The sequence below is a fragment of the Sphingomonas cannabina genome (assembly GCF_021391395.1).
GTDB lineage: Bacteria > Pseudomonadota > Alphaproteobacteria > Sphingomonadales > Sphingomonadaceae > Sphingomonas > Sphingomonas cannabina.
In genome coordinates, this window is the sequence record NZ_CP090059.1 from 1,752,633 (window position 1) to 1,774,837 (window position 22,205).

Consider the following 22,205-nt stretch of genomic DNA (forward strand, 5'->3'; position numbering starts at 1 on the left):
GATTCGGGCAGCCTTTCGCGCAAGCCCGTGAGGCGTGGCTCAGTGCTTTTCCAGCTTATTTCTCCGCCGTGGCGACCATCACCTCCGTGAGCGTTCCCGCGAGGCTCTGGACGAACTCAGCGCCAGGGTGCTGGCGGCTGCGGTCGCTGGGTTGGTTATCGCGCTGGCGACGTCCCTGATGGCGGAAGAGGGACTGCGCTCCGGGGGCTTGTTAGGTTCGCCTGGTGCGGCGGCGTGATCGTCGCGCTTGCCGATGAAGGTTGACGTGGCTGACGCCGTCCCAAGCGTATCGAGATAGGAATAGCCGACAATTGCCCGCAGCCCGGACGGCGGGCCGAGGCTCCTCCGGAAAGCTCGATCCCGCGGGTGCGCTGCAGGACGAAACCGGCAACCTGGATCGAGAGATGCTGGTCGAGCAGCGAATATTTCGCGCCGATTTCCTTGTTGCTGATCTTCTCGGGTGCGATGTCGGCACTGTTCGCAAGCGCGAAGGTCTCGGCCGAGGGCTGATTTGCAACAGTAAGGATCAGCGGAACGCTACGTCGGTGCCATGCCTTCGTTCCCTTCCGGTCGCGGCGGCAGCAATCGTGCCGGGACGAGGCCGCGCAAGGAGTTTCCCAGCAGGAAACCGGCCCGGCAATCCTCCGGACGCAGGTCTCCTTCGACTGCGCGTCCGGTCTCGATCAGCACCGATCGCAATACGCCCGGCAACAACCCGCGCGACAGCGGCGGCGTCACCAGCACGCCGCCCCGCTCGACGAAGAGGTTCGTGAAGCTTCCCTCGGTCAGATAGCCGTGCTCGTCGACGAGCAGATATTCGAACGCTCCCGAACCAGGCGCGGGCCAGCGGTAGAGCGAGCGATCGCTCGTCTTGTGCATGAGGCGGAAATCCCTGGCGTCGGTGGCCCTGGTCATCAGGCCGACCGGTACCGGGCCGGGGATCGCGGCGGGCACATCGGCGATCTCGACCGTGACCGCCCCGCTTGCGGCCAGAACGAGGCGGACGCGTCTCGGTTCGCCTATGCCGTCGAGCGCGGCATCGAGCTCGCGTCCGATCGTGACGGGATCGCAGGCAAACCCGAGCGCCGCGGCGCTGCGCGCCAGCCGCGCGAGATGATGATCGCGATGGCGAAGCCCAATCTCCGGGTCATAGGCCATCGTTTCGATGAGATCGAGGTCGCGCCTTGCCGCATCGAGGAACTGCGCCTTGACCAGGCATTCCGCCCATTCGCCGGCGGGATCGGAATCGGCGACGATCCCCGATCCGAGCCCGATCGTCATGCGACCGGTTCCCGGTGCATGGCGCAGCGTCCGGATCGCCACGTTGAAGCGCGCATCGCCGCCAGGGGCGATGTGGCCGATCGCGCCGGTATAGATGCCGCGCGGGCCGTCCTCGAGGTCGCCGATGACCTGCATCGCGCGCACCTTCGGCGCTCCGGTTATCGAGCCGCATGGGAACAGAGCCTCGAGTACCGCAACCGCATCCGCGCCCCGCCGCTTGCGTGCTTCGACCGAGGAGACGAGCTGCAGGACCGTCGGATAGCGTTCGACGGCAAAAAGTTCGGGAACCGCGACGCTGCCGGGCTCGGCGATCCGTGCCAGGTCATTGCGCATCAGATCGACGATCATCAGATTCTCGGCGCGCTGCTTGGGATCGCTCGCCAGCTCGGCTGCCGCCTCCCGTACATCGCGTGCGCCATGGTGGGGCATCGTGCCCTTCATCGGCCGGCACCGCACCGTGTTGCCCTCGACCGCGAAGAACAGCTCCGGCGAAAGCGACAGGATCATCTCGTCGCCGGTCGAGATCAGCGCCGAATGTGCGGCGCGCTGGGCGGCGCGAAGGCATCCATAGAGCGCGAACGGATCGCCGGCGAAGGTCAGGTCGGCCATGAAGGTCAGATTGGCCTGATAGATGTCGCCGGCGGTGATCAGCGCCTTGACCTGCTCTATGCGCCGCTGATGCGTGGCCGCCGACGGTCGCGGACGCAAGGGACCCAGCCAGGCCGCATGGGCGCCGGGCAGCAGCTGTGCGATCTCGGCGCTCGAGAGGAGTTCGGGCGCTTCGAAGGCACCGAACCATAGCAGACGCTCGTCCGTGTCTCGGGCGGGTATCTTCGGATTGAGCGCAGCGCCGGCTTCATAAGCCAGATATCCAGCCACGTGATGGCCCGCCGCAAAAGCGTTCCGTACCTGGGCAAGCGCCGGCGCGATCTGGTCGAGCGACCTGGCCTCGAATATCGCGCGCGGAGATCGAAACAGCAGGTTCGATGCCGCCGCGTCGCGCGCATCGTCGATGAGCACGAAAGGTCCGATTGAGTGGAGCGACTGGATCACGACCCCGGGTCGTTAGAACCGGCTCCGCATCGGAACAACAGACATACGGCGGTGGTCGTCGGGATCGATCCGCTCGGCCGCGGCCCGCGTCCGGCCTAGAGCCGGCCGCGGATGCCGAAGAAGAAGGAGCGTCCCGAATATTCGTAGAAGTTCGGCACGTTGCGATAGGTGTTGAACCGCTTGATCGCCGAGCCGAGGAGGTTCGATCCCTGGACATAGACCGAGAAGTTCTTGGTCACGTCGTAGGACAGGCTCGCCGACATCTCGTGGTAGGGGTCTTCCTTGACCGGCAGATAGCCGAGGTTGCCCGACTGCGCATAGACGTAGCGCGACTGGTAGCTGTACGACACCTGCGCGCCGATGCCGTGGTTCTCATAGAACAGCTTGGCGTTGGCCGAGAAGGGGATCGCCCCCGGCAGATCGGTGGTGATGTCGCCCGACTTGGCCCGCGAATGGTTGTAGGTCGCGTTCGCCTGGATGCCGAAGCCGTTGTCGAGGAAATACTGGCCACCGACCTCGATGCCGTAGACGTTGGCGCTGTCGCCGTTGACGACCTGATACTCGACGAAGTTGAAGTTCTGCTGCTGGTTGGCCGGCTGGTTGGTCGGCGTGACGACCACGTCGACCGGGATCGTCGAGACGAAGTTGGTGATGTGCTTGTAGAAAGCCGCGGCGGTCAGCGCGAGGCGGTTGGTCGGGTAATATTCGAGCGAGACGTCGAACTGGTCCGCCTCGGTCGGCTTCAGGTTGGGGTTGCCGGCGTCGTAGATGATGTAGGTGCCCGACTGCGCCGACGTCGCGTCCTTGGCCGGGGACAGCTCGCCGAAGGTCGGCCGCGAGATCGCCTGCGAGGCGGCGAGGCGTACGCGGAAGCCGTCGGCGATGTCGTAGGAGAAATTGGCCGCCGGCAGCAGGCGCAGATAGTCGCCGCCGCCCGTGATGTCGTCCACGGGATTGAAGTTCACGTCATTGTCCTGCGTGCCGACGCGCGGGATGATGCTGGCGATGGTGGCGCCGTAGCCGGTCGACGACACCTTGGTCGACACCAGCCGTGCGCCGAGGTCCGCGCGCCAGCCCTGGCCTTCCAGGTTGAACTGGACATAGCCCGCCCAGGTCCGCTCCTTGATGAGATAGGAGGCGGGCAGGTCGGCCTCGATCACCTGCGTCGAATAGCCGGCAGGGTAGGGCGACAAGGAGCAGCCGGGGATCGGCGTCCCGGTCGCGTCCAGGCAGCTGTTGGGATCGAGGATCGCCGGATTGTTGTCCGCCCGCGGCAGCGCTGCGAGGTAGGTGTCGATGTCGAAATAGGGGAAGTTGCGCGGGAAATTCCCCCGCCGCTTCGACAGGATATTCTCGCGTCCCGGCTGCACCACGTCCGCGCCGAGCTGGCCGAAGGTGAAGGGGTAGCCGCAATAGTTGCAGGACGTCGTGTATTGGTTGTCGATCTGGTCGACGGTCTTCCTGCGGTCGGTCCAGGCGACGCCGAAGGTGATCGACTTGAAGATGTCGTTGCCGACCTCATACTCGCCGTCGAGCTTCACGCCCTGGGTGCGGTCGGCGATGTTCTGGCCCTGGATGCCGATGTAGTGGGCGCGGAAATCGTCGTTGGTCGCCTGGTCGAGCGTCCGCCCGCCGGGGATGGTGATGGCGAGATCGGGCAGGCCGTTGTCGCGGGTGGCGAACGATGCCGAGGCGCCCGGGATGCCCGCCACGACGAAGCGGTTCTGCCCGCCGCTGTTGTCGGTGGCCTTGCCGTAATAGCCGTCGAGCGCGAACTTCCACTTCTCGCCCGCCCGCCAGTCGATGCGGCCGCCGATCTGATAGGTCTCGCTCTTGCGCGGCTCGTCGGTGGTCAGCACCTCGGCGACGAGATCGTTGACGTTGAAGCCGGTGACGACGTTGTTGCCGTCGGTGCGGATCGAGGCGGGGTCCCAGCGCAGCGATCCGTCGTCGCCGAGCGGGTTGAGATAGTTGGACGAACGGTAGTTGTGCTGCGTCACGTCGAAGTGGCTGTAGAGGCCGTCGATCGTCAGCTCGAAATCGCTCGACGGCTTCCACTGGAACGATCCCGCCGCGCCGATCCGCTCGCGCTCGCCGCTCACATAGCCGACGCTGTAGTAGTCGGGCCAGATATAGGCCGGACCGTTCGCGTCCGGGTCGACCCGCCCGTCGCCGTTGAAGTCGATGCCATAGCCGGCTTCGGTGCCGTCGGTGATCGAATACTCGCCGAGGTTGTCGGTGCGGAACTTGTACTTGTTGTAGCTGCCGCCCAGCACGATCCCCATGGTGTCGTCGGCGAAGGTGGTGCTGACCACGCCGGTGACCTTGTAGCCGCCCTTGTCGACCAGGTCGTTGTACTGCCCCTCGATCGAGGCGGAGGCATGGAAGCCCTTGCGGTCGAGCGGGCGCGCGGTGCGCAGGTCGACGTTGCCGCCGATGCTGCCTTCCAGCTCGGACGCGCGGACCGCCTTCTGCACCTCGGCGCCGGAGATGATCTCGGACGGCAGCACGTCGAAGGAGAAGGAGCGGTCGGGCCCGTCGGTCGGCAGGATGCGCCCGTTGAGCGTGGTGATCGCGAAATTCTCGCCGAGCCCGCGGACGGTGATGGCGCGCCCCTCGCCGCGGCCGTCGCGGCCGACGGTCACGCCCGGGATGTTGGCGAGCGCTTCGGCCACGTTGCGGTTGGGGAATTTGCCGAGCTCCTCGGCGGAGATGGCATCGACGATGGTGTCGGCGTCGCGCTTGGCCTGGATCGAGCGCAACAGGCTGCCGCGGACGCCGCGGACGACGATGTCGGGACCCGCGGCCGTCTCGGTGCTATCCGTGGCATCGGGCTGCTGGGCCGGATCGGACAGGACCGTCGAGGGGTCGGGTGCGGCGGTCGAGGACTGCGGGTCGTCAGGCTGGTTCGCCTGGGCAGCCGCTGCGGAGGCGGCCAGCAGCGCCGTCGCGCTGGCTCCAGCGAGCACCACCGTCCGCCACTTACGCCCTCTCGTCATCACCATTCCCCTTCGATGTTTCGCCACATTCTGCTCGGCTCTGGTGAACCGTCGGCGCGATATATTTCGTTTTCGTAACCCGCCTGTAGCAACACTGTCAAACAGAAAAGAAACGAAACGACGGCAATGTTGTCGGGCGCATCCCATGTTGATAAGCATCGCGTAACAGGAGGTTTTCATGTCCGTCACCCGGGACACCAGCGAGAGACGTCAGCAGATCAGCGCGCTCGTGCGCGAGCGGGGGAGCGTGCAGGTGGCGCCGCTGGCGGCGCGGTTCGGGGTATCGGTGCAGACGATCCGCAAGGACCTGCATTTCCTGGAGAAGCGCGGCGTCGCCGAGCGGTCCTACGGCGGTGCGATCTCCGCCGATGCGGTGAACGTCGCGGTCGAGCCCTCCGTCGAGACCAAGCGGGCGATCCACATCGACGAGAAGGCGCGGATCGGGGCGCTGGCGGCGTCGATGGTGAAGCCGGGCGATTCGATCGTGCTCGATTCGGGCACGACCGCGCTGCAGATCGCGCACCACCTGCCGGACGACGAGGATATCACCGTCCTGACCAACGATCTCGACATCGTGTGCGCGCTCGCGCGCAAGGAGCGGATCACGGTGGTGATGCTGGGCGGCACGCTGCGCCGTCGCAACCGTGCCTTCTATGGCGCGCAGACGGTGGGCGCGCTCGACGACCTCCATGTAGACAAGCTGTTCCTGGGCGTGGACGGCTTCGATCTCGAACGCGGCATCACCACCCATTTCGAGCCCGAGGCGATGCTGAACCGCAAGATGGTGCAGGCCGCGCGGCAGGTGATCGCGGTGACCGACCGCTCGAAGTTCGGCCGCGTCTGCCTCCACCGCATCCTCAACGTCGGCGAGATCGACGATCTCGTCACCGACGCGACCGAGGCCGACGGGATGCACGCCGCCGCCGACCGGCTCGGGTTCCGGCTGCACATCGTCTGAGGGTTCGCCCGCCTGCGATGGGGCGACCGGTTTCCATGCACTATCGTCACCCCGGACTTGTTCCGGGGTCCACTCATCGTCTTCGTGAGGCGAAAGAGCCTCTCGCGCTACCCGTGCGGCACGGTGGCCCCCGGAACAAGTCCGGGGTGACGGTGGGGGTGGGGCTTGTCCACCCAGGCAAACGCAGTCAGCCCTTCAGATGGAAGAACCGCTGCGCGTTCTTCCAGTAGATCTTGTCGATCACGTCCCGAGGTAGGTTGAGCCCCTTCGCATCCGCGTTGATCGCATCCACCCGCTGGCTGAGCGGCGTCGCCAGGTAGCGCCAGTCGGCGCGCCACACCCGGTCGGCCTCCTCGGCGAAGTTGCCGGTTGCGGGCGGGTTCTGGGCGCGGGCGGCGGGATCGGGCGGGCTGTCGGTCAGGTCCGTGCCGTACAGGATGCGGTCCTGGTACTTGATGAAGAACGCGCGCACCTTGGCGAGGTCGGCGTTGGACTGGACCTGGAGGTTCGACATGCGTGCCGCCAGGTCCACCACCGTGTTGGGATAACGGTCGAAGAAGCGGGCAAGCTCGTCCACGCTCCATTCCAGACTCGCCATGTGCGCGCCGTCGAAGGCGAGCTTCGGGTGCCGCGCCACGAAGCGGTCGCGCGCGGCCATCAGCGCCTCGTAGCTCGGCTCCTCCGGATGCAGGTACATGTAATATTCGGGATGCTCGCGGAAATAGCTGCGGTCGTTCTCCGTCGTCATCTGGTCGAGCGGCAGCCAGCAGTTCTTGGGCTCGGCCTGATGCGCGATCAGCGGGATGCCGCGCTGCTCGAGATGCGCCATCACGCCGTCGAAGCGCGGATCGTCCAGGAACACGCGCTTGCCGTCGGCATCCTTGGCGACCATGCCGATGTTCTTCCACACCTTCACCGCGATGGCGCCCTCAGCGAACGCCGCGTCGAGCGCGCGGATGGTGCGCTCCGTCCACCCCGGCGTGCCGAAGCCCTGCATCGAGAAGGTGGTGGCGAAATGGAAATGCTTCGGATCGGCCGCCCGCATCCGATGGGCGACCGTCGCCTGCTCCGCGAGCGGCGGAAAATCCGGATAATCCACGTTGATCGACAGCAGCTCGAACCCGTCGCGGCGCACGAGTTCCAGAAAGCGCCGGTCGTCGACGTTGGCATGGAAATGCGCGTCGAACTTGGCGACCTTGGCGAAATCCGCCTCGCTATAGCCCGCCTCCCGTGCAGCGCCGATCAGCAGCGCCGATCCGGTCAAAAGCAGCATCCTGGCCATCATCCGCATCGCGACCTCCCAAACGAAAACGAAACGAAACGCTCGATTATGTTGCGTTTTTGATTTGCGCCGCGCGAGCGGTTGGTGCAAGCTCTTTCTCAACCGCCGCTCGTCGCCCCCGGTGGCGAGGCCGGCCACTGGAAGGAGAGCCAGCGACATGCCGTCCAATCCCGTCACCCGCCGGATCATGCTCGGGCGCCTGCTGGCCAGTGGGGCGCTGATCGCCGCTCCGGCGATGACCGGCCGGGCTTGGGCGGCCGCGCCGGCGGGCGTGCGGCTGTCGGACGGCACGCTGACCATCGATTTCGACGCGGCGATGCGCTCGACCGTGTCGCACGCCGGCAAAGCCGTGACGCCGGGCGGGGCGGGGGAGGCATTGTTCCTCGCCGATCGCCGGCCGGTCGACCGCTTCCTCCTGCTCGACCACCAGGAGGCTCCGGTCAGCGGTCCGCACGGCGCCGGGCGGCAGCATCGCCTGCGCGGCACCGCCGAGGGCGCGGTGGAGCAGCAGCTCGCGATCACCTTCTTCGATCGCTATCCCGGCCTCGCTCTCTACGAGGTGCGCTTCCGCAATACCGGGACGGCGCCGCTGGCCGTCGCGGGCTGGCGGATCGCGACGCACGACCTGCTCGCGCATCCCGACGGCGCCTGGAGCTTCGCGGGCGCCTCCTATCCCGATCGGCGCGACTGGGTGCAGAAGGTCGGTCCAGGCTTCGAGCAGCGCAACTTCATGGGCATGAACGGCTCCGATTATGGCGGCGGCACGCCCGTCGCGGTGGTGTGGCGCCGCGACGTCGGGCTGGCGGTCGGCCATGTCGAGACGGTGCCGCGCCTCGTCTCGCTGCCGGTGGCGGCGCAGCCCGACGGCACCCGCATCGGCCTCACCGGCGACGAGCCGGCGCTGCTCGCGCCCGGCGCCACGCTGACGCTCCCGACCTCCTTCCTGATGGTGCACACGGGCGACCATTTCCGCCCGCTCGACGCCTATCGCCGCATCATGGCCGAGCGCGGGCTGGCGGCGCCGGCGATTCCCGAATCGAGCTACGGCCCGATCTGGTGCGCCTGGGGCTATGAGCGCAACTTCACCACCGAGCAGGTCTACGGCACGCTGCCCAAGGCGAAGGAGCTCGGCTTCGAATGGGCGGTGCTCGACGACGGCTGGCAGACCGCCGAGGGCGACTGGAAGATCGACCGCACCAAGTTCCCGCGCGGCGATGCCGACATGAAGGCCTTCGCCGACCGCATCAAGGCGGAGGGGATGCGTCCGCGGCTGTGGCTGGCGCCGCTCGCGGTCGATCCGGGCACCGACCTGCTGCGCGACCATCCCGATATGCTGCTGCTCGATCAGAACGGCGCGGCGCAGAACGTCAGCTGGTGGAGCGCCTTCACCCTGTGCCCGGCCTATCAGCCGACGGTGGATTTCTTCCGTGCCCAGGTGCGCCGCATCATCGGCGACTGGGGGTATGAAGGGCTCAAGCTCGACGGCCAGCACCTCAACGGCGTCGCGCCCTGCTACAACCCCGCGCACAACCACGCCCGGCCCGAGGAATCCTACGAGAAGCTGCAGGATTTCTGGAAGGCGATCTACGACGAGGCGATCTCGATCAACCCGCAGGCGATCGTCGAGCTCTGCCCCTGCGGCGACAGCTTCGCCTTCCACAACATCCCGGCGATGAACAACACGCCGGCATCCGACCCCACCTCGTCGTGGCAGGTCCGCTCGAAGGGCAAGACGTTCAAGGCGCTGATGGGGCCCTCGGCGCCCTATTCCGGCGACCATGTCGAGCTCAGCGACGGGCGCGACGACTTCGCCTCGACCTACGGCATCGGCGCGATCCCCTCGACCAAGTTCACCTGGCCCAGGGATACGCCCGATCCCACCGACCAGCTGCCGCCCGGCGGCTTCGTGCTGACGCCGGAGAAGGAGGCGCTCTGGCGCAAGTGGATCGATCTCTACAAGGCGAACATGCTCGCCAAGGGGACGTATCTGGGCGGCCTCTACGACATCGGCTTCGACAAGCCGGAGGCGCATGCGATCGAGAAGGACGGCGCGCTGCATTATGCCTTCTACGCGGACAAATGGGACGGCCCGATCGCGCTGCGCGGGCTGGGCGAAGGAAACTACACGCTGACCGACGCCTTCACCGGCCGCGCGCTCGGCACGGCGACCCGGACGCGCAGCACCATTCCCGCGGCGTTCGAGCGATTCCTCCTGGTGCGCGCCACCCCGGCCCAGGGCGCCGCCGCGTGAGCCAGGTTGTCGCGCCGTCCAGCCGCGCCTGGCTCGTCAATGCATTCGTCACCGTCGTCCTGTGGGGCGTGTGGGGCGCCTTCTCCGGCCTGTCCCCGCAGCACGGTTTCCCCGAGACCTTGGTCTATTGCGTCTGGGCGCTGACCATGATCCCGCCGGCGCTCGTCGTGCTGGCGCAGGCGGGATGGAAGCTCGACCGCTCGCCGCGGGCGATCGGCTATGGCCTGGCGATCGGCCTGCTCGGCGCGGGCGGGCAGATGGTGCTGTTCTACGCCGTCGCGCGGGGGCCGGCCTATCTCATCTTCCCGATCATCTCGCTGTCGCCGGTGGTGACGATCGCGCTCTCGTTCCTGCTGATGCGCGAGCGGACCGGGAAGCTGGGCGCGTTCGGCATCGTGCTGGCGCTGCTGGCGCTGCCGACCTTCGACTTCGCGCCGGGCAGCGGGGGAGGCGCGTCGGCGGCGTGGTTGCTGCCGGCGCTGGTGGTGATGCTGTGCTGGGGCGTGCAGGCCTATTTCATGAAGGCGGCCAACCATATCATGTCGGCCGAGAGCATCTTCGTCTACATGACGCTGACCGGGCTGGTGCTGATCCCGGCCGCCTGGGCGATGACCGACTTCGCCAGGCCGATCAACTGGGGGCTCGACGGCCCCGGCCTCGCCGCCCTGATCCAGCTGCTCAACGCGATCGGCGCGCTAACCCTGGTGTTCGCCTTCCGCTACGGCAAGGCGATCATCGTCGCGCCGCTCGCCAATGCCGGGGCGCCGCTCGCCACCGCGCTGATCTCGCTGGTGGTGCTGGGCGTGATGCCCGGGCCGCTCAAGACCGTTGGCATCCTGCTCGCGCTCGCCGCGTCGCTGCTCCTCGCCATCGAGCCCGATGCCAAGGACGACGAGATGGTTCCCGAGACCGCGTAGTTTCGTTATATTTCGATTTATTGCGTTATGCGAATTTCATCGCTAACGACGATCCGGAAAGGAGCCGACGTGAAAGCGATTCGAGACATGGTGCTGCGGCACAAGGCCGGCGAGCGGATCGGCGTGACTTCGGTGTGCTCGGCGCACCCGCTGGTGATCGAGGCGACGCTGCGCCACGCGCTCGCGACCGGCCAGCCGATCGCGCTGGTGGAGGCGACCTCCAACCAGGTGAACCAGGACGGCGGCTATACCGGCATGGTGCCGGCCGGCTTCCGCGACTTCGTGCACGGAATCGCGGACAGGGCCGGCTTCCCGCGCGAGCGTCTGGTGCTCGGCGGCGATCATCTCGGCCCCAACGCCTGGACCGTGCTGCCGGCTGCCGAGGCGATGGACAAGGCCGAGGTGATGGTGGCCGACTATGTCCGCGCCGGCTTCCGCAAGATCCACCTCGACTGCTCGATGAGCTGCGCCGACGATCCGGTGCCGCTGCCCGAACGGACGATCGCCGAGCGCGCCGCCCGCCTGTGCCGTGCCGCCGAGGATGCGTTCGAGGGCGATGCGGACGACGCGCCGGTGTACGTGATCGGCACCGAAGTCCCCGTGCCCGGCGGCGCCGCCGAGGACCTGGAGGAACTGGCGGTCACCACGCCCGAGGCGGCGATCGCAACCGTCAACATCCACGACACCTTGTTCCGCGATGCCGGTCTAGGCGGCGCACTGGAACGCGTGATCGCGACCGTGGTCCAGCCGGGCGTCGAGTTCGACCACGACAAGGTGGTCGACTATCGTCCCGAGCGGGCGACGGCGCTCAGCCGCGCGATCGAGCCGGTCGACCATATCGTGTTCGAGGCGCACTCGACCGACTACCAGACGCCGGAGGCGCTCGCCGCGCTGGTCCGCGACCATTTCGCGATCCTGAAGGTGGGGCCCGGCGTCACCTTCGCGCTGCGCGAGGCGCTGTGGGCGCTCGACGCGATCGAGGCGGAGACCATCGCCGCGCCGCGCCGCGCCCGCGTGCGCGAGGTCACGCTCGCCCGGATGCATGCCGAGCCCAAGCACTGGCGCAAATATTACCACGCGACCGGCGAGGCGCTGGCGCTCCAGCTCCAGTACAGCCTGTCCGATCGCATCCGCTACTATTGGCCCGACCCCGAGATCGCCGCGGCCCAGGACCGGCTGTTCGCCAATCTGCGCGAAACGCCGCCGCCACTGCCGCTGGTCAGCCAGCATCTCCCGCTCGCCTATGCCGCCGTGCGCGCCGGCCGGGCCGCCCTCGACCCTGCCGAGCTCGTCATGGCGCATGTCGCCGCCACGCTCGACGCCTATCATGGAGCTTGCCACCCCGATGCCTGACACCCTGCGCGCCCCCGATGCCGCCGGCAGCGACCCGGTGCCCTGGACCCGCCGGGAGATCGAGCAGCAGCCCGAAACGCTGCGTGCCACCCAGGCGGTGCTGCGCGCACGCCAGGCGGAGATCGAAGCATTCGTCGGACCGCTGCTGGCCCGGCCGGAACTGCGCATCGTCCTGACCGGCGCCGGCACCTCGGCCTTCATCGGCGAGTGCCTGGCACCGTGGCTGTCCGACCTGCTCGGCCGGCCCGTCGAGGCGATCGCCACCACGGACATCGTCAGCGCGCAGGCGCTGCACCTGCGCCGCGACGCGCCGACGCTGCTCGTCTCCTTCGGCCGCTCGGGCAGCAGCCCGGAAAGCATCGCCGCCGTCGATCTCGTCGACGCGACCGTCGCCGAGGCGTACCACCTCGTCATCACCTGCAACCCCGACGGCGAGCTGGGCCGGCGCACGAGCGCGAACACCCATGTCGTCGTCCTGCCGGAGGCGACCCACGACCGCGGTTTCGCGATGACGTCGAGCTTCAGCGCGATGACGCTGGCGGCGCTGTCGATCCTCGGCGGCATCACGGCGCTCGACGCACGCGTCCCGGCCATCGCCGCGGCGGTCGGCGACACGCTCGCGCGATCCGAGCCGGTGACGGCTGATCTCGCCGCGCGCGGGTTCAAGCGCGTCGTCTATCTCGGCAGCGGCGTGTTCAAGGGCCTTGCGCGCGAGGCGGCGCTGAAGCTCATGGAATTGAGCGACGGCGCGGTGGTGACGGCGTTCGACACCGCGCTCGGCTTCCGCCATGGTCCCAAGACGATCATCAACGGCGAGACGCTTGCGGTGATATTCGTGTCCAACGACCCGCTCACCCGCCTCTACGACCTCGACATCGTCGAGGAACTGCGCGGCGACGGCCGGTGCGGTGCGGTGATCACCGTCTCCGCCCGACCGGAGGACAGGGCCGACATCGCCGTCGGCGGCATGGCGGAGGCGGCCGATGCGGACCTGCTCTTCCCCTTCATCGTGCCGGCGCAGCTGTTCGGCCTCCATGTCTCATTGGCGCTGGGCCTCACGCCCGATCGCCCCAATGCGAGCGGCACGGTGAACCGAGTCGTGCAGGGCGTGCGGATCCACGCGCTTCCGGCATGACCGCCCGCGATTGCTTCCTCGGCGTGGACGGCGGCGGCACCAAGACCGAGTTCGTCTGCATCGATGTCGCCGGCACGGTGATCGCGCGCGCCGTCACCGGGACCACCTATCACCTCGAGGTCGGCCTCGAGGAGACGGTACGGCGTCTCGAGCAGGGCATCGGCGCGGTGTGCGGCGACCTCGGGATCACGCCGGCCGTGCTCGGCTTCGCCTTCTTCGGCCTGCCTGCCTATGGCGAGGACAATGTCGCCGACCCGCAGCTGCACGCCGCCTGCCGTCGCCTGCTGGGGCACGACCGCTACGCGTGCGGGAACGATGTCGTCTGCGGCTGGGCCGGATCGCTCGGCTGCGAGGACGGGATCAACATCGTCGCCGGCACCGGCTCGATCGGTTACGGCGAGCGCCAGGGCAAGGCGGCGCGCGTCGGCGGGTGGGGGGAGGTGTTCGGCGACGAAGGCTCGGCCCATTGGATCGCGATCCGGGGCCTCGCCCTGTTCTCGCGCATGAGCGACGGCCGCGCCCCCAAGGGCGTGCTGTACGACCGGATCGTCGAGGCACTGTCGCTGCGCAACGATCTCGACCTGTGCGAGCGCATCATGGGGCCTGCGGGTATGGGCCGCGGCGAGATCGCCAGCCTCGCGAGCCTGGTCTCTGGCGCGGCGGCCGAGGGAGATATCGGTGCGCAGGCCATTCTCGTATCGGCCGCCGAGGAGCTGGCGGCGCTGGCGCTTGCCCTGCGCGACCGGCTCGGCTTCTCGCCCGAGGCTCTGGTACCAGTCTCCTGGTCCGGCGGCGTTCTCCTGCGCGAGCCCCTGGTGCGCGACGCGTTCCTTGCGGAGCTGGCGGGCAGGGGAGGCTTTGCCGCGGTCGAGCCTCGCTACGATCCGGCCTATGGAGCCGCTCTCTATGCCCAGCGGCTGGCGGGCTTCGTGGCGCGCGCAGACACGTAACACGCCTGTCATCCGCTTCGGTTAGCGGCCGCGTCCTTTGAACGACGGGAGCGATCGAGTGGTGTCCAGCAAGGCCGAAACTGTTCGCGGGATCGCCCGGCGGCTTCTTCTCCTGCTTGCCGCCTCCCTCGCGGCACCCGCCACCGCCGCGTCGCCCGCGCCCCTGCCGCTCAAGCAGAACGGCGGCACCTGGCCGTCCGGGCACGTCCAGGGCATCGCCGTCGACGTGCAGGGGGGCTTCATCTACTATTCGTTCACCAATCTCCTCGCGAAATATGATTTCAGCGGAAAGCTGATCGGCACGCTCGTCGGCTGGACGGGCCATCTCGGGGACCTCGACTTCAACCCGGCCGACGGGAAGGTCTACGGCTCGCTCGAATACAAGGACGACAGGGCCTTCTACGTCGCCGTGATCGATGTCGCACGGCTCGACCGCGTCGGCATCGAGGCGAGCGGAACGGACATCTTCCGCACCGTCTATCTGCCCGAGGTGGTGAAGGACTATTCCGCCGACCTCAACGGCGATGGCAGGGTCGAGGGCGATAAGGCGACCGCCTCGCCCGATCACCGCTACGGCTGCTCCGGCATTGACGGTGTGGCGTTCGGCCCCGCGTTCGGCCGCAGCGACGGGCCGCGCTATCTGACCGTCGCCTACGGCATCTACGGCAACACCGCGCGTGCCGACAACGACCACCAGGTGCTGCTGCAATATGACGTGAGCGATTGGGCGCGCTACGCCAGCCCGCTGACCGAGGCTGCGCCGCACCGCAACGGTCCCGCCGCCGTGCACGGCAAATATTTCGTCCGGACCGGCAACACGAGCTACGGCGTGCAGAACCTCTCCTACGACGAGACGCTGCAGCGCTGGTTCCTCGGCGTCTACCAGGGCAAGAAGCCGTCCTTCCCCAACTACCTCCTGTTCGCCGTCGAAGCCCGCGAGCGGCCCGTGCTGTCCGATCTCGTCGGCGTGCCGGGACCCGGGGGCAAAGGGTGGGAGCGGGGCCTGCTGCTCGACCTCGCCGACGACGGCCTGAAGGACGCCGCCACCGATATCCGCGGATGGAACCAGAAGGCTGACGTCGGCTTCCAACCGGTCGGGCAGGGCTTGTTCTACGTCGCCGCGAACTCCGGCGGCAAGGGCGCGCAGACCGCCGACCTCACGCTCATGCGCTGGACCGGGGACGCGGCGTGGCCGTTCGTTCCGGCGACGGCGGAAGACGCGGCCAGGCGATGACCCGCGGAGCGTCCGCCGAAGCCTGAGTGTCACAATTGACGTCTAGGCGTCGCCTCGAATCGAAGCGGCGCTCGGCGGGACAGGGATGAACGGCACCGACAGGGAAAGAGCGCACTGGCTGTTGCGCAATATCCTGCCGCATGAGCCTGCGCTCAGGGGCTGGCTCTCGCGGCGCGCGCTGCCCGGGCTCGATCCCGACGACATCATCCAGGAGGCCTATACGATCCTGGCCGAGCTGGAGAGCGTCGACGCCATCCGTTACCCGCGCGCCTATCTGTTCCAGGTCGCACGGTCGGTGATCACGCGCCACGTCCGCCGCACGCGCATCGTGCCGATCCATGCGGTCGACGACCTCGATCGGCTCGACCATCCCGACGACGCCGCTTCGCCCGAGCAACATGCGATCGACCGCGACGAGCTGCGCCAGCTCGCCCGCGCGATCGCGGCGATGCCGCACAAGACCCGGGAGGCTTTCATCCTCCGGCGCGTCGAGGGATTGCCGCAGCGAGAGATCGCCGCGCAGATGTGCATATCGGAGAATACGGTCGAGACTCATATCTCGCGAGGCATTCGATTCTTGATTGATTGGTTCGGTCGTGGCGGAAAGGCACCGTCCCAAACCTCTAGGGTCACGGAATCGGAGATTGCCTGGGTTGATGGCCGAGCGAGAAACCAGTCGAGACATTGATCGAGCGGCGTCCGAATGGACGGCGCGGCTGGATCGTGGGCCACTGACTCCCGAGGAAGACGCGGCATTCCAGGCCTGGCTGGGCGGCGATCCGCGCAGCCGGGGCGCGCTGCTGCGCGCGCAGGCCTTGTCGATCATGAGCGAGTCCGCCCGGGCGCTTGGGCCCCGCTTCGACCCGTCCGCGTTCGAGGAACCGAAGCGCCCAGCCGCCGCGCGCCTATCCCGCCGGCAGGCGCTGACCTGGACCGGAGGAACGGTCGCGGTCCTTGCCTCCCTGGTGGCGCTGGGCGTCGGCATGCCCGCGTCCGGTGCCGTCATCAGCACCGGACGGGGGGAGATCCGCCTGGTGCCGCTCAAGGACGGCTCGACCGTGCTCCTGAATACCGAGAGCAGCGTCAGGGTCCGGTTCGACGAAGGCGAGCGGCTGGTCACGCTGCTGAGGGGCGAAGCTTATTTCTCCGTCGCGCGTGACGAGAGGCGGCCCTTCATCGTCGAGGTGGACGGACGCCGCCTCCATACCACACAGGCGGGGTTCAGGGTCCGCAAACTCGACGCGGACCCGGTCGACATATTGGTGCAGCGCGGACAGGTCGATCTCGCCGCGCTGGCGCTCACGGCCAATACGCGGCTGACCCTGGTCGATTCCACCGAACGGCCACAGCCGATCACGCCCGAGGCGGTCACGCGCGAGCTGGCGTGGCGCGACGGAAAGCTCGCCTTCGAGGGGGAAACGCTGAAGCAGGCGGCGGACAGCTTCGCGCGCTACAGCGACACGCGCATCCTGATCGGCGATCCGGGCCTGGCGCGCGAGCCGGTGACCGGCCTGTTCGCCGCCAACGATCCAGTCGGCTTCAGCCGCGCCATCGCGCGCGTGTTCGACGCCCGGCTCGAGCAAAGAGGCGACGACGTCGTGCTGACGCGCCGCGCTGCACCACACCCGTTTTAAGCCCCTCCCCTTCAAGGGAGGGGTTGGGGGTGGGGGAGTGCGGCAGGCCGTGTTGGTTGAGGCGAGTCCCCACCCCAACCCCTCCCCTGAAGGGGAGGGGCTAGATTTGCTGAAAAATTTTCGCCGCCGATAGCGGAAACGGCCGGCCGACGGCTCTCAACCGCAAACGCCGCGACCGACGCGGCAAGCGGGGGAAGTCAGTCGATGAAATCTCGTCATTCCATCCTCACCTGTGGTGCTGCCATCGCGGCACTGGCGATCGCCGCGCCGGCCCAGGCGCAGGAACGCGTCTTCGACATTCCGGCGCAGCCGGCGGTCCGCGCCATTCCCGAGCTGGCGCGCCAGGCGCAGGTGCAGATTGTCGCACCCGCGCGCGATCTCCAGGGCATCTCGACGCCGGCGGTCAAGGGGCGGATGGACGTGCGGACGGCGCTGCGCCGCCTGATCGCGGGCACGCCGCTACGGATCGATTCCGACGATGGCCAGATCATCACGTTGCGCTCGTCCAGCCAGGGCGCGTCGAACGCAGAGCAGGGCGAGACCATCGGCACCGGCGGTCTGCGCGGCCGCATCCTCAACACCGCGACCGGGGAATATGTGCGCAACGCCGAAATCCGCGTCGAAGGCACGCCGATTGTCGCCTATTCCGAGGACGGCGGCGCCTTCCGCCTGACCGGCGTGCCGGCCGGCGAGGTGACGGTCGCAGTCAAATACACCGGCCTCCAGGAGGAAAAGGCCACCGCCACGATCGCCGCGGGCGAGGTGACGACGCTGGATGTCGAGCTGAAGGCGCTGTCCTACATCGCCTCGGGTGAGGAAAATCCCCAGGACATCACCATCACCGGCCGCCGCGACGGCCAAGCCAGCGCGATCATGGAGCGCCGCGCCGCGTTGAACGCCAAGAACGTCGTTCCCGCCGACAATTACGGCGCGCTCACCATGGGCGACGTCGGCGAGTTCCTGAAGAACATGCCCGGCCTGTCGCTCGACTATACCGAGGTGGATGCGACCAAGGCCCGCATCGGCGGCCTCGATCCCAAATATACGACCTTCACTACCGACGGCGCGCGCATGGCGACGGCGACCTCGAACAACAACAACGGCCGCGAGAACTCGTTCGAGCAGATGTCGATCACTGGCATCGCCGCGATCGAGCTCAACAACACGCTCACCGCCAGGATGGACGCCGACGCTCCCGGCGGCACCATCAACCTGCGCAGCAAATACGCGTTCGAGCGCAAGGGGCGGCAGTTCCGCTTCCAGCTCGGCGGCGTCGGCACCTCGGATTCCGGCTTCTCGCAGGCCTATTTCCCCGACGACCGCAAGCATCCGCGCATCTACCCGTCCGCCCAGATCGGCTATTCCGACGTGCTTCTGGACGGCCGCCTCGGCATCTCGTTCAACGCCAGCTATAATGCCAATTACGTCCAGCAGGACCGTATCCAGACCGACTGGTCCTACCTCCCCGACGGCCGGGTGATCCCCTATCAGGTGATGTGGCGCCCGGGCCCGAAGCGGACGCATCGCAAGGCCGCCAACCTGGCGGTGGACTACAAGATCTCGGACAAGCTCACCTTCGGCGTGCGCAGCACCTATTCGATGTACGACGTCGAATATTTCAACCAATATACTTTCCTGATCTTCGGCACGACTGCGCGATCCTATGCCACGGCGGATTCGACGCCGACCCATATCGTCGTCAATCCCAACGGACAGAACACCCGTCTCCACACCCAATATTCGCATCGCTATGCGGGCACGCCGTCGTGGTTGGTGGCGCCGAAGCTCGAATATAAGGACGACACGTTCGAGGCGACGCTGCGCGGCAGCTACTCCAGTTCGGCCTTCCACTTCCGCGACAACAGCAAAGGCTTCTTTCAGCGCACCGACAGCTGGTTGACCGGCATCGGCTTCACGATGGACCGGCCGTCGGAGGATTCGAATGCCTGGACGCTGACGCAGACGGCCGGCCGATCCTGGGGCGATCCCACCAACTTCAACCGCGACCTCGCGATCGGCTACAACATCCGCACCTCGGAATCCGACGCCCGCAACGAGATGTACGGCGGCAACCTGGACCTGAAGAAACAGCTCGATCTCGGCGCGCTTCCGGTCACGCTCATGGCCGGCGCCGGCGCCCGCAAGAACGACTGGCGGACCAACGAGGGCTCCTATCAGCAATTCCGATATGTCGGCCCGACGGGGTCACAGACGGCACCCGAGGCCGTCATCCCCTGGACCGAGAACTACAAGTTCCAGATCATCGGCTTCGACGCCGGCAACATGAACGCGCAGAACTGGCGCGCGGACAGCAACTATGCCGTCTACGACATCTACCAGGCGCATCCGGAGTATTTCGTGCCGGACATGCTGGGCAATTTGAAGCGCCGGCTCGACAACGACAAGCGCGTCCAGGAGGACGTCTACGCCGCTTATTTCGAGGCACAGACGCGCATCGGCCGCGCCTCGTTCGACCTCGGCCTGCGTTACGAAAAGACCAAAACCGCGGCCAAGGTCGCGAACACCCGGCCGATATCGGAGGTCAAGGCGGCCGGCTATCCGGTGAACGGGAACTCCGCCACCACCGTCGAGGGCCTGCTCTACCAGTATAACGGCGGCACCTATTCCACGCGCCGCGGCGACTATGACGACTGGTTCCTCAGCGGCGGCGTCAAGTACGACTTCACCGACAAGCTCGTCGGCCAACTCGCCTTCAGCCAGTCCATCCTGCGCCCCGACTACGGCAACCTCGGCGGCGTCGTCTCGGTCAACGACGACACGCAGATCGTCACCGTGCCGAACCCGCTGCTGAAGCCCGAGCATTCGACGAAATACTACGCCAGCCTGCAATATTACCTCGAGCCGTCGGGCATCGTCGGCCTGTCCGTCTACAAGCTCGACATCAAGGACATGCAGGTCACCGGCATCACCGTCGATCCCGAGGACGTCGGCTACGACCCCGGCGATTACGCGGGCTACACCTTCCGCAGCGCGCAGAACGCGCCCGGCACCAGCACCAACACCGGCCTGACGCTGGAATACGACCAGCAGCTCACCTTCCTGCCGGGAATGCTGCGCGGGTTCGGCCTGCGCGGATCGGTCACGATGATCGACCCCGACGGCGTGCGCGTGAACATGCCGAAAAGGTCGGCCAACTGGGGCATCCGCTACAGCTACAAGGCCTTCGACATCCAGCTCACCGGCAACGCGCAGTCGAAGTACCGCACCAGCGCGCTCGGCAACACGCCGACCACCGCCAACAACGGCATCCTCTACCACGCGCCCCGCGAGCTGTGGAACATCAGCGCCAGCTACAAAATCTCGAAGAACTTCGAGCTGATGCTGGCCGGCCGCAACATCTTCAACGCGCCCGACGTCATCTATTCCAACATCCCCAGCCGCGTTCAGCAATACAGCATCTACGGCTCGATGTGGAATTTCGGGATCAAGGGCGTCTTCTGAGGAAATCCGCGATGACGCTGACCATCGATCGCCGCAGCCTCGTTCTCGGCGGCACGCTCGGGCTGGGAGCGCTCCTGCTCCCGACAGGGGGCGGCCTCGCGGCCGAGCTGCTCGGCGCGACGGGGTTCACGCACAATGTGGCGAGCGGCGAGCCCGGCTCCGATTCCATGCTGCTGTGGACGCGCTACGTGCCCGCAGCCGGCGACGGCATCGTGCGGCTCGACGTAGAGCTGGCGCTCGACCCCGATTTCACGAAGGTGGCCGCCGGCGGAAGCGTGCGCACCGGCGCCTATCGCGACTGGACCGCCAAGATCACCGTCGACGGACTGCGGCCGGGGACCGTCTACTGGTACCGCTTCATCGCCCCCGATGGCGCCAAGTCCCCCGTCGGCCGTACCAAGACCTTGCCTGCGGACGATGCCGCGCGCTTCGGCCTCGCCGTATTCTCCTGCTCGAACCTCCCGATCGGCTGGTTCAACGCCTATGGCCATGCGGCAGCGCGCCCGGACCTCGACCTCTGGCTGCACGTCGGCGACTATGTCTACGAATATGGCATGGCGCCCTATCATGCCGAGGACCTGGTCGCCGGCCGCATCGTCGATCCCGACCGCGAGATGATCGCGATCGGCGACTATCGCCTGCGCTACGCCTGCTACCGCGCCGACCCCGATCTCCAGCGCCTGCACCAGATGGCGCCGATGGTCGCCCTCTGGGACGATCACGAATCCGCCAACGACAGCTGGGAAGGCGGCGCGTCCAATCACCAGCCGGCGAGCGAGGGCGACTGGAACGCCCGCCGCGCCGCCGCGATGCAGGTCTATCGCGAGTGGATGCCGGTCTCCGACGAACCTTGGAAAACCTATCCGCTGGGCCGGCTCGCCACGCTCTACCGCACCGAATCGCGCCTGCTGGCCCGGACGAAGCAGGCCGACATCGGTGCGGCCTTCCGCGCGGCAAATCCCGACGCCGCGCTCGAGGCGTTCCGCGACGGCGCCTGGCAGGACCCGTCGGCGACGATGCTCGGCACGACCCAGGAAAGCTGGCTGGCGCATGAGCTGAAGGCCAATGCCCGCTCCACCGCCTGGCAGCTGATCGGCATGGGCACGATCCTGGGCCGCACGGTGATGCCCGCGGACGCGGTCGGCTGGCTCCGCCCTGACGCGAGCGAGAAGACGGTCAACGGCTTCAGGAACAATATCCGCGCGGCCAAACTCGGCCTGCCGATGTGGATGGACCGCTGGGACGGCTATCCCGCCGCGCGCTCGCGCCTGCTGAAGGCGGCACAACAGGCGGATGCCGACCTGGTGATGCTGTCGGGCGACAGCCACAACGCCTGGGCCTATGCGCTGACCGAGGACGGCCGGCCCGCCGGCGTCGAGTTCGCCGGCCACGCCGTCACCTCGGGCGGGATGGAGGGCGGCATGGGCGCCGATCCCGCAACCGTCGCCAGGGGCTTCGTCGCCGCCAATCCCGAGCTCAAATGGGCCGACACCAGCCGCCGCGGCTACATGATGATCGAGATCACGCCGAAGCGCGTGACCGGCGAGTGGCTGTTCCTGCAGACGATCAAAGCCCGCAGCACCGCGCTCGCCGGCTCGCATCGCATGTCGGTCGATCGCGGGCGGAGGGTATTCGGCGGCTGATGGGGCACCGGTTACCGCCGTTCTTCTAGATAACGCTATCAGGCGATCACCGC

At 67.5% G+C, this 22,205-nt stretch carries 14 protein-coding genes; 11 read left to right on the plus strand and 3 right to left on the minus strand.

Annotated features, from left to right (window positions below; genetic code table 11):
- Positions 1–537: 537 nt before the first annotated feature.
- A complete protein-coding gene (pabB, locus tag LZK98_RS08505; protein ID WP_233786024.1) occupies positions 538–2,301 on the minus strand; it encodes an aminodeoxychorismate synthase component I in 1,764 nt (587 codons plus the stop codon).
- A 128-nt stretch (positions 2,302–2,429) separates the two neighbouring features.
- Positions 2,430–5,333, minus strand: coding sequence for a TonB-dependent receptor (locus tag LZK98_RS08510; protein ID WP_233786026.1), 2,904 nt, complete (start codon positions 5,331–5,333; stop codon positions 2,430–2,432).
- Between the two features lie 178 nt (positions 5,334–5,511).
- Here LZK98_RS08510 and agaR point away from each other — a divergent pair, with 178 nt between their 5' ends.
- Positions 5,512–6,291 (plus strand): transcriptional repressor AgaR, encoded by a 780-nt coding sequence (agaR, locus tag LZK98_RS08515; protein WP_233786028.1) that lies wholly within the window; start codon positions 5,512–5,514, stop codon positions 6,289–6,291.
- 187 nt (positions 6,292–6,478) lie between these two features.
- Here agaR and LZK98_RS08520 read toward each other — a convergent pair whose 3' ends face one another.
- A complete protein-coding gene (locus LZK98_RS08520) occupies positions 6,479–7,582 on the minus strand; it encodes an amidohydrolase family protein (RefSeq protein ID WP_233786029.1) in 1,104 nt (367 codons plus the stop codon).
- A 148-nt stretch (positions 7,583–7,730) separates the two neighbouring features.
- Here LZK98_RS08520 and LZK98_RS08525 point away from each other — a divergent pair, with 148 nt between their 5' ends.
- The 10 genes from LZK98_RS08525 to LZK98_RS08570 all read left to right on the plus strand — a co-directional run bounded on the left by LZK98_RS08525 (position 7,731) and on the right by LZK98_RS08570 (position 22,152).
- Positions 7,731–9,824, plus strand: a complete 2,094-nt coding sequence (locus LZK98_RS08525) for a glycoside hydrolase family 36 protein (protein ID WP_233786031.1) — start codon at positions 7,731–7,733, stop codon at positions 9,822–9,824.
- Positions 9,821–10,741 (plus strand): DMT family transporter, encoded by a 921-nt coding sequence (locus tag LZK98_RS08530; RefSeq protein ID WP_233786033.1) that lies wholly within the window; start codon positions 9,821–9,823, stop codon positions 10,739–10,741. The genes LZK98_RS08525 and LZK98_RS08530 overlap by 4 nt, the downstream gene beginning before the upstream one ends.
- Before the next feature lie 69 nt (positions 10,742–10,810).
- Complete coding sequence (locus tag LZK98_RS08535) at positions 10,811–12,094, plus strand: D-tagatose-bisphosphate aldolase, class II, non-catalytic subunit (RefSeq protein ID WP_233786035.1); 1,284 nt, start codon at positions 10,811–10,813, stop codon at positions 12,092–12,094.
- Entirely contained in the window at positions 12,087–13,229 is a 1,143-nt protein-coding gene (locus LZK98_RS08540) for an SIS domain-containing protein (RefSeq protein ID WP_233786037.1), read from the plus strand. Before LZK98_RS08535 ends, LZK98_RS08540 begins: the two co-directional genes overlap by 8 nt.
- A complete protein-coding gene (locus LZK98_RS08545; protein WP_233786038.1) occupies positions 13,226–14,179 on the plus strand; it encodes an N-acetylglucosamine kinase in 954 nt (317 codons plus the stop codon). Before LZK98_RS08540 ends, LZK98_RS08545 begins: the two co-directional genes overlap by 4 nt.
- Before the next feature lie 61 nt (positions 14,180–14,240).
- Positions 14,241–15,413 carry a hypothetical protein gene (locus tag LZK98_RS08550; protein ID WP_233786040.1) on the plus strand — a complete coding sequence of 391 codons (1,173 nt, stop codon included), beginning with the start codon at positions 14,241–14,243 and terminating at the stop codon, positions 15,411–15,413.
- 85 nt (positions 15,414–15,498) lie between these two features.
- Positions 15,499–16,101, plus strand: coding sequence for an RNA polymerase sigma factor (locus LZK98_RS08555; protein ID WP_233786041.1), 603 nt, complete (start codon positions 15,499–15,501; stop codon positions 16,099–16,101).
- A complete protein-coding gene (locus tag LZK98_RS08560) occupies positions 16,070–17,047 on the plus strand; it encodes a FecR family protein (protein WP_233786043.1) in 978 nt (325 codons plus the stop codon). Before LZK98_RS08555 ends, LZK98_RS08560 begins: the two co-directional genes overlap by 32 nt.
- 204 nt (positions 17,048–17,251) lie before the next feature.
- Complete coding sequence (locus tag LZK98_RS08565; RefSeq protein ID WP_233786044.1) at positions 17,252–20,509, plus strand: TonB-dependent receptor domain-containing protein; 3,258 nt, start codon at positions 17,252–17,254, stop codon at positions 20,507–20,509.
- A gap of 11 nt (positions 20,510–20,520) precedes the next feature.
- Positions 20,521–22,152, plus strand: a complete 1,632-nt coding sequence (locus LZK98_RS08570; RefSeq protein ID WP_233786045.1) for an alkaline phosphatase D family protein — start codon at positions 20,521–20,523, stop codon at positions 22,150–22,152.
- The last annotated feature ends 53 nt before the right edge of the window (positions 22,153–22,205 follow it).